Genomic DNA, 1,747 nt, shown 5'->3' on the forward strand with positions numbered 1-1,747 from the left:
GCCTCCCCCGTGACCCCGCAAACCCCCCGCGACCGCGACAACACTCCGACGAAAGGTGCCCCGATGACCAACCCGTTCGAAGACCCGGATGCCTTGTACGTCGTCCTGATCAACTCCGAGGAGCAGTACTCCCTCTGGCCGTCCTTCGCCGAGATTCCGGCGGGGTGGCGGGCCGCGCACGGTCCGGCCCCGCGCCAGGAGTGCCTCGCGCACATCGAGGAGAACTGGACCGACATGCGGCCGAGCAGCCTCCGCAAGGCGATGGCCCAGTCCTGACGGCTCTCCGCTCGGCCGCAATATCCACATCTTTACGGGGTGACAAGTAGTGTCTGAAGCGCGTGTCCAGCGTCGGTCCCTGTCCGCCGCCCAGTCCGGCATCTGGTTCGCCCACCAGATGGACCCGACCCGGCAGAAATACAAGATCGGCGAGTACGTCGAGATCCACGGCCCGGTGCACACCCGGCTGTTCGACGTCGCGCTGCGCCAGGTGGTGCGCGACATCGACGCGCTGCGGATGCGCTCCGTGGACCCCGAGGGCCGGTACGCGCTCATCGACCCCCAGGCCGAACCCTCGCTGGTGATGCTCGACGTCTCCGCCGAGAGCGACCCGGACGAGGCCGCCCTGGCCTGGATCGGGGACGAGTTCGGCCGCCCGGTCGACCTGGAGAAGGGCCCGCTGTACCGCATGGCCCTCATCAAGGCCGCGGACGACCGGTTCATCCTGTGCCACTGGTACCACCACATCGTGATCGACGGACACTCCAGGGGCCTGATCATCCAGCGGCTCGCCGACGTCTACACCGCTCTCGTCGAAGGCACCGAGTACGCCGAGAGCCGCCTCGGCTCCCTGCCCGACCTCCACGCGGCGGACGAGGAGTACCGAGCCTCGGCAGCGTGGCAGGAGGACCGCGCGTACTGGCTCGGCAAGCTGACCGACCGGCCCGAGCCGACCAGGCTCGACGGGCGCCCGGAGGGCGGCGGCGCGGACGGTGCCACGGAGCCGTTCCTGCGCTGCACCAGCTACCTGCCCCAGGACCAGGTCGACGCGCTGCGCGGGGCCGCCCGGGCGATGCGGGCCCACCCGACCACCCTCGTCATGGCCGCCGTCGCGATCCACTGCGGGCGGGCGACCGGTCAGAGCGACGTCCTCCTCTCGCTCCCCGTGGGAGCCCGCACCACACCGGCCACCAAGGCAGCGGTCGGCATGACGTCCAACGTGATCCCGCTCCGCGTCGCCGTGCGCCCGCAGGACACCCTGGAGGAGACCGTCCGCGCACTCGGGCCGGAGGTCCGCACGGCCCTGAAGCACCAGCGGTTCCGCCACGAGGACCTGCGCCGCGAACTCGGCCTCGGGGCCGGCGACGACAGCATCCTCGGCCCGGCGCTGAACATCATGCTCTTCGACCACGAGCAGCTCTTCGCGGGACACCCCACCACGGTGCACAACCTCTCCGTCGGCCCGGTCGACCACCTGTCCCTGGTCATCTACGACCGGGGCCACGGACGTGGCTGGCGCGTCGACTTCGACGCCGACCCCGCCTTCTACAGCCGCGACGATCTCAAGGGCCACCAGCGGCTGTTCCTGCGGACCCTGGTCGAACTGCTCGCCCGTCCGGACCTCCCGGTCGGCGAGCTGGACCTCGTGACGCCCGAGGAGCGGCGGGAGCTGCTGGAGGACCGTCGGGGTGCCGAGGGAGTGGTGCCGGAGGGTTCGCTCGCGGAGCTGTTCGAGGCGCAGGCCGGGCGG

General features: G+C 71.0%; 2 protein-coding genes. Both read left to right on the forward strand.

Going from position 1 to position 1,747, the window contains the following annotated elements; genetic code table 11:
* Nucleotides 1-63: 63 nt before the first annotated feature.
* Nucleotides 64-276, forward strand: a complete 213-nt coding sequence (locus ACFW2E_RS46365) for an MbtH family protein (RefSeq protein WP_384478065.1) — start codon at nt 64-66, stop codon at nt 274-276.
* Between the two features lie 49 nt (nt 277-325).
* On the forward strand, nt 326-1,747 hold a 1,422-nt coding region (locus ACFW2E_RS46370), incomplete at its 3' end, for a condensation domain-containing protein (RefSeq protein ID WP_384478067.1).

This window comes from Streptomyces sp. NPDC058964 (assembly GCF_042741275.1).
GTDB lineage: Bacteria > Actinomycetota > Actinomycetes > Streptomycetales > Streptomycetaceae > Streptomyces.